Below are 5716 nucleotides of genomic sequence, written 5' to 3'. Positions count from 1 at the left end.
CCGCAGGAATTCTTCGCGCGTGTATCCGTAGCGCGTGATGGCCGCCGCGTTGACGGCCAGCATGCGCTTGCTGTCCTGGTCGAACACCCACATGGGCTGGGGATGGGCGTCGAACAGCAGGCGGTAGGGTTGATCTCCTTCCCACGGCAACGCCTGGGTCCCTGACGTATCCCCTGGGTTGTGCGGCGGGCTGTCCTCGTTCGCTGGCATGGGGCCATTGTGCGCTCCATGCAGACTTCAGACCGCTAGCCAACTCACGGTCGAACAGCAGCGCAGGCGCCCGGTCTCCGCCCAGACGCACAGGCTCAGGCTTGCCCCGTGCCCTCTGGCGACACCGTGCCGTCCGCCTCCAGAAACTGCACCGGGTCGGGCAACGGCGTGGTGGCCACGCCCATGTCGCCGGGCTTGAGCTGTTCGGTGAAACCTTCCAGCGAGCCCATGGACTTGCGGTCGCGGCGCGCCACAGGCTCGGACAACATGTAGGCCACGGTGAGTCCGGCCAGTGCCTGCAGAGAATCGCGGTGCGTGCGCTCCTGGGCGTGTGAAGCGTCGGCGCCAAAGCCGATGAGCGCAGTGCGGATGTCGTTGCCGGCTTCCACCGCAGCGGCGGAGTCGGAGCGGTAGAAGCGGAACACGTCGCGCCGATGCGCGATGCCGTGCGCCTTGGCCAGGTCGATCAGCTTGTGCGTGAGGTGGTAGTCGAACGGGCCGGCCTGGTCCTGCACGCAGATGGTGGCGGCGCGCTCGTCGGTGTTCTGGCCGGGCGCGGCAATCGCGATGTCCAGGCTCACCATTTCCGCAATGTCGCCGTGCAATGCGGCCGACGAACCCGAGCCCACCTCTTCGGTGATGGTGAAGAGCGGATGTGCATCCACCACCAGCTTCACGCCGCTGTCAACGATCGCCTTGCAAGCCGCCAGCAGCACGGCCACGGCGGCCTTGTCGTCGAGGTAGCGCGAGTTGATGTAGCCACCGGGCTGCAGCTCGGGCTGCGGGTCGAAGGCGATCCAGTCGCCCACGTTGATGCCGGCCGCGTTGAGGTCGTGCGCACTGTGCGAGGGCACATCGACGCGCACCTCCACATGGTCCCAGCTCGACGGCTGGGTGTCGATTTCGTCGCCGTAGGCATGGCCCGAGGTCTTGAGCGGCAGGCAGGTGCCGCGCAGCTGTTGTGTGTCGGTGAACACGGTGAGGCGCGCACCCTCGGCAAAGCGCGACGACCAGCTGCCGATGGGCACGATGCCGATGCGGCCGTTGGGCTTGATCTCGCGCACCATCGCGCCCAGTGTGTCCAGGTGGGCCACGATGGCGCGCGCCGGGCGCGGCTCGCGCCCCTTGAGCGTGGCGCGGATGGCGCCGCGGCGCGTGATCTCGTAGGGAATGCCGATGGCATCGAGCCGGCTGGCGGTGTAGCGCACCACGGCGTCGGTGAGGCCCACGGGGCTGGGAATGGCGAGCAGCTGCAGCAGCGTTTCTTCAAGGAACGCGTAGTCGATGGCGGGCAGGGGCGCGGGGGCGGAAACGGTCTTTGGGGTCTGGGTCAAGCGGGCACCTCGTCAAAGGAAGTCTGGGGAAACAGCAGGTCGACAAACCGCTGCGCGGTGGGTTGGGGTTCGTGGTTCGCCAGGCCGGGGCGCTCGTTGGCTTCGATGATCACGTGCTCGGGACCGTCGACCGCAGGCACGAGGAAGTCGAGTCCGGTCACGGGCACGTCGAGCACGCGACTGGCGTGTTCGGCGGCGCTCTTGAGCGCGGGGTGCAGCTGCGCCGTGACGTCGTGGATGGTGCCGCCGGTGTGCAGGTTGGCGGTCTTGCGCACAGCCAGGGACCGCCCGAAGGGCAGCACGTCGTCGAGCTTGTGGCCCTGCAGGCCGATGCAGCGGCGCGTTTCGCCGTCCACCGGAATGCGCGACTCGCCCCCGGTGGCCGCAGCGCGGCGGCGGCTTTGCTTGTCGATCAGCTGCGCGATGCTGGACTGGCCGTCGCCCACCACGGTGGCGGGTTTGCGGATGGCCGCGGCCACCACCTGGTGGTTGATCACGACGATGCGCAGGTCCTGCCCTTCACAAAACTGCTCCAGCAACACACGCTCGCCGAACTGGCTGGCGTTTTCGATCGCGGCCTCCACGTCGTCGGCATCGGTGAGGTTGACGCTGATGCCCTTGCCCTGCTCACCATCGACCGGCTTGACCACGACGGCACCTTGCTCGCGCAGGAAGGCAGCGTTGGCTTCGGCGTCGGCGGCCAGCGCCTGCTGCGGCACCTTCAGGCCGGCCTGGGCCAGCAGGCGCGCGGTCACGCGTTTGTCGGCACAGCGGCTCATGGCCACGGCGCTGGTGAGTTCGCTCAGCGACTCGCGGCAGACCACGCTGCGCCCGCCGTGGCTGAGCTTGAAGTAGCCGTTTTCCGCATCCACCACCTCCACCCGGATGCCGCGCCGCTGAGCCTCGTCCACGATGATGCGGGCGTAGGGGTTGAGCCCGTCGGTGGCACCGCCCTGGCCGGTGAACAGCGGCTCGTTGATGGCGTTGCGCCGCTTCACCGCGAACACCGGGATGTTCTGGAAGCCTCGCTTCTTGTACAGCGCGATGGCCGAGCTGTTGTCGTGCAGCACCGAAAGGTCCATGAACGCGCGGCTGCGCGCCTGGAAGTGTTCGGCCAGGTAGCGCGTGAGCGCTTCGCCAATGCCCGGGTGGCTGGCCTGCGGCGAGACCGCCAGTGCCCACAGGCTGGCGCCGGGCTCGGCATCCCCAAACGCCTCGGCGTGGTCCAGCCCCATGGCCACACCGATCACTTCGCCGGTGTGCCGGTCTTCGGCCAGCGCGTAAACCACCTGGCGCTGCGCACGCTCGCCCCACACACGGGCCGGGTCCACAGGCACCATGCGGCGCGCGCGGTAGATCGCGTTGATGGCGGCTACGTCGGCGCGCGAGCGCAGGCGGCGGATGGTGAAGCCGCGGCGCACCGCACGCTGCGGCGTGTAGGCGTTGAGCCAGAGGCGGAAGGTTTCCGACGGATCGACAAACAGCTGGCTGGGCGCATGCGCCACCACCACGTGCGGCTTGTCGAGGTAGAAGGCGATGTCGCGCTGGCCGGGTTCTTCCTGCAGCAGCGCCGCGGCGATGGCGGCCGCATCGCTGAAGGTGTGGCCGGCAATCAGCCGACCCCAGCCGCAGGGCAGGACCACGTCGGTCCGCTCGGGCGACTGGCCGCGGGCATCCGCCTGGAGCATGGGCGCGCGGCCGAGCCGCAGGGCGCGTTGGGCTTGTTTGCGAAGCATGGTCGTGTCTCCTTTCAACGCACGTGTTGCTGCAGCCAGAGTTCGAGCAGACCCAGCTGCCACAACTTGGAGCCGCGCAGCGGCGTCATGTGGGCCGAGGGGTCGTCGAGCAGCTGCTGCACATAGGCCGGGCGAAACAGGCCGCGTTCGCGCGCTGCCTGGCTGTTCAGCGCATCGCGCACGCTTTCCAGCACCGGGCCGCGCAGGTGCTTGAGCGCGGGCACCGGAAAATAGCCCTTGGGCCGGTCGATCACCTCGGACGGAATCACCCTGCGCGCGGCCTCTTTAAGGATGCCCTTGCCGCCGCCGGCGAGCTTGTGGCGCGCGGGGATGCGCGCCGCGAGCTCCACCAGTTCGTGATCGAGGAAAGGAACCCGGGCTTCCAGGCCAAAGGCCATGGTCATGTTGTCCACGCGCTTGACCGGGTCGTCCACCAGCATCACCGTGGTGTCCATGCGCAAGGCTTGGTCGACCGGGTCGCTGGCACCGGGCGCGGTGAGCCGGCTGGCGATGAAGCTGGCCGTCACGTCGCCGGTGAGGTAACGGTCCTGCACCACGTCGCGCATCTCGGCGTGGTCGCGGTCGCAGAAAGCGGCCAGGTAGTCGGCCACCGGCTGGGTGCTGCCCTGCAGCTTGGGGTACCAGTGGTAGCCGCCGAACACCTCGTCGGCACCCTGCCCGCTCTGCACCACCTTGCTGTGGCGCGACACCGCTTCGCTCAGCAGGTAGAAACCGATGCAGTCGTGGCTGACCATGGGCTCGCTCATCGCGGCAATGGCTTCGGGCAGTCGGTTGAGCAGCTCGGCCTCTGGCACGAAGATGCGCTCGTGCACGGTGCCGAAGCGCTGCGCCACGAGGTCGGCGTATTCGAACTCGTTGCCCTTCTCACCGCCCACATCTTCAAAGCCCACGTTGTAGGTGCGCAGGTCGCGCACACCGGCTTCGGCCATCAGGCCCACGATGAGACTCGAATCGACACCGCCCGAGAGCAACGCGCCCACCGGCACATCGGCCACGAGCCGGCGCTTCACGGCGGCACGCAGTCCACCCAGCAAGATCTCGCGCCAGTCGTCGAAGGAGCGGGCTTCATCGGCCGCGTCGCGCTCGTAGCTCAGCGACCAGAAACTGTGTTCTTTGGAGGTGCCGTCGGCCTCGATCTGCAGCAGCGAGCCGGGTGCGAGCTTGCGCACACCTCGCAGGAGGGTGTGCGGTGGCGGCACGATGGCGTGCAACGAGAGGTAGTGGTTCAGGCCCACCGGGTCGATGGCGGTGTCGATGCCGCCGGCGGCCAGCAGCGCAGGCAGGCTGGAGGCAAAGCGCAGGCCACCCGTGATGGGCGCCAGGTACAGTGGCTTGATGCCCAGCCGGTCGCGTCCGAGCAGCACACGCCCGCTGTCGCGCTCCCAGATGGCGAAGGCAAACATGCCATTGAGCCGCTTCACGAAGTCCGGTCCCCAGGCGTGCCAGGCCTTGAGCAGCACCTCGGTGTCGCCGGTGGAGTGAAAGTGGTAGCCGGCCGCTTCGAGCTCTTCGCGCAGGTCGGCGTGGTTGTAGACAGCGCCGTTGAAGACAATGCCGGCACCCAGCGCCGGGTCGAACATGGGTTGCTGCGCGGCTTCGGACAAATCCATGATCTTCAGCCGGCGGTGGCCAAAACCGAAGCGATCGCTCACATGCAGACCCTGGCCATCGGGTCCGCGCGGCTGCTGCCGCTCGTTCATGCGGCTGAGCGCCGCCACATCGACGGGCTCGCCGTCAAACCGGATTTCTCCTGCAATTCCACACATGGGTGTTCTGCCCTCCAGACAGGAAAGCCGATCACCGCCGCCGTTTCAGAAAATGGCTCGGCCCGGACGTCGCCGGGCCATGAAACAGGGGGATGGACGGGATCGGCTGGTGCACGACCGTGGGAACGCGCGTTGCGGGGCGCAACGCCGGGAGGAAGCCTTCTTCAGACATCCGGGCGGTTGGGCCAACGGCCACAGCACCCGGGACTTCCAACGCTCCGTGGGCACTCTGTGCACGCGGGGTTAAAAAATGAAGCAAGAGGAAAGTATATTGATTTGAGTATGAAGGTCAACCTCTGATCATCATTTTTCATATGATGAGTCCGGAGTGCGGTCTGTGCAGTCACGGGGCGAGCCGCTGCGGCGGTCCTGCCAGACCGGCCCGCTCCAGCCAGACAAACGCCGAGTCCACCGTCACCGTCTCGATGCGGTCGGAAAAACGCTTTTCGTTCGGGTGGTCGTCGAACGCGATGTGGGCCGAACTCACGCGCGCACCGAGCCGCGTGAGCGCACCCAGTTGCAAAGTGGTCGGCTGGTAGCCCTTGAAGCGCAGCCAGGCCTGGGCCTGCTCGCGGCTGCCCACCCCCGGCTCGGCGGCTGAGGCCAGGGTCTCCAGCGCCCACTGGTTGGACTGCTGGTAACGCGTGGC

Annotated in this window: 5 protein-coding genes; all 5 read right to left on the bottom strand. The window is 67.7% G+C overall.

Annotated elements, in window-relative coordinates; translation table 11 throughout:
• The coding region (locus Q0C59_RS18125) for a PAS domain-containing protein (protein ID WP_291218170.1) at positions 1-210 on the bottom strand (210 nt) is incomplete at its 3' end.
• Between the two features lie 95 nt (positions 211-305).
• Positions 306-1544, bottom strand: coding sequence for an osmoprotectant NAGGN system M42 family peptidase (locus Q0C59_RS18120; RefSeq protein WP_291218168.1), 1239 nt, complete (start codon positions 1542-1544; stop codon positions 306-308).
• A complete protein-coding gene (ngg, locus tag Q0C59_RS18115) occupies positions 1541-3280 on the bottom strand; it encodes an N-acetylglutaminylglutamine synthetase (RefSeq protein WP_291218165.1) in 1740 nt (579 codons plus the stop codon). The genes Q0C59_RS18120 and ngg overlap by 4 nt, the downstream gene beginning before the upstream one ends.
• A gap of 14 nt (positions 3281-3294) precedes the next feature.
• Entirely contained in the window at positions 3295-5067 is a 1773-nt protein-coding gene (locus Q0C59_RS18110) for an N-acetylglutaminylglutamine amidotransferase (protein WP_291218163.1), read from the bottom strand.
• 343 nt (positions 5068-5410) lie between these two features.
• The coding region (locus Q0C59_RS18105; protein ID WP_291218161.1) for a DUF2145 domain-containing protein at positions 5411-5716 on the bottom strand (306 nt) is incomplete at its 5' end.

This window comes from Hydrogenophaga sp., assembly GCF_022844385.1.
Lineage (GTDB): Bacteria > Pseudomonadota > Gammaproteobacteria > Burkholderiales > Burkholderiaceae_C > Hydrogenophaga.
The sequence above is the reverse complement of the archived record's forward strand: the minus strand, read 5'-3'. Positions and strand labels throughout refer to the sequence as shown.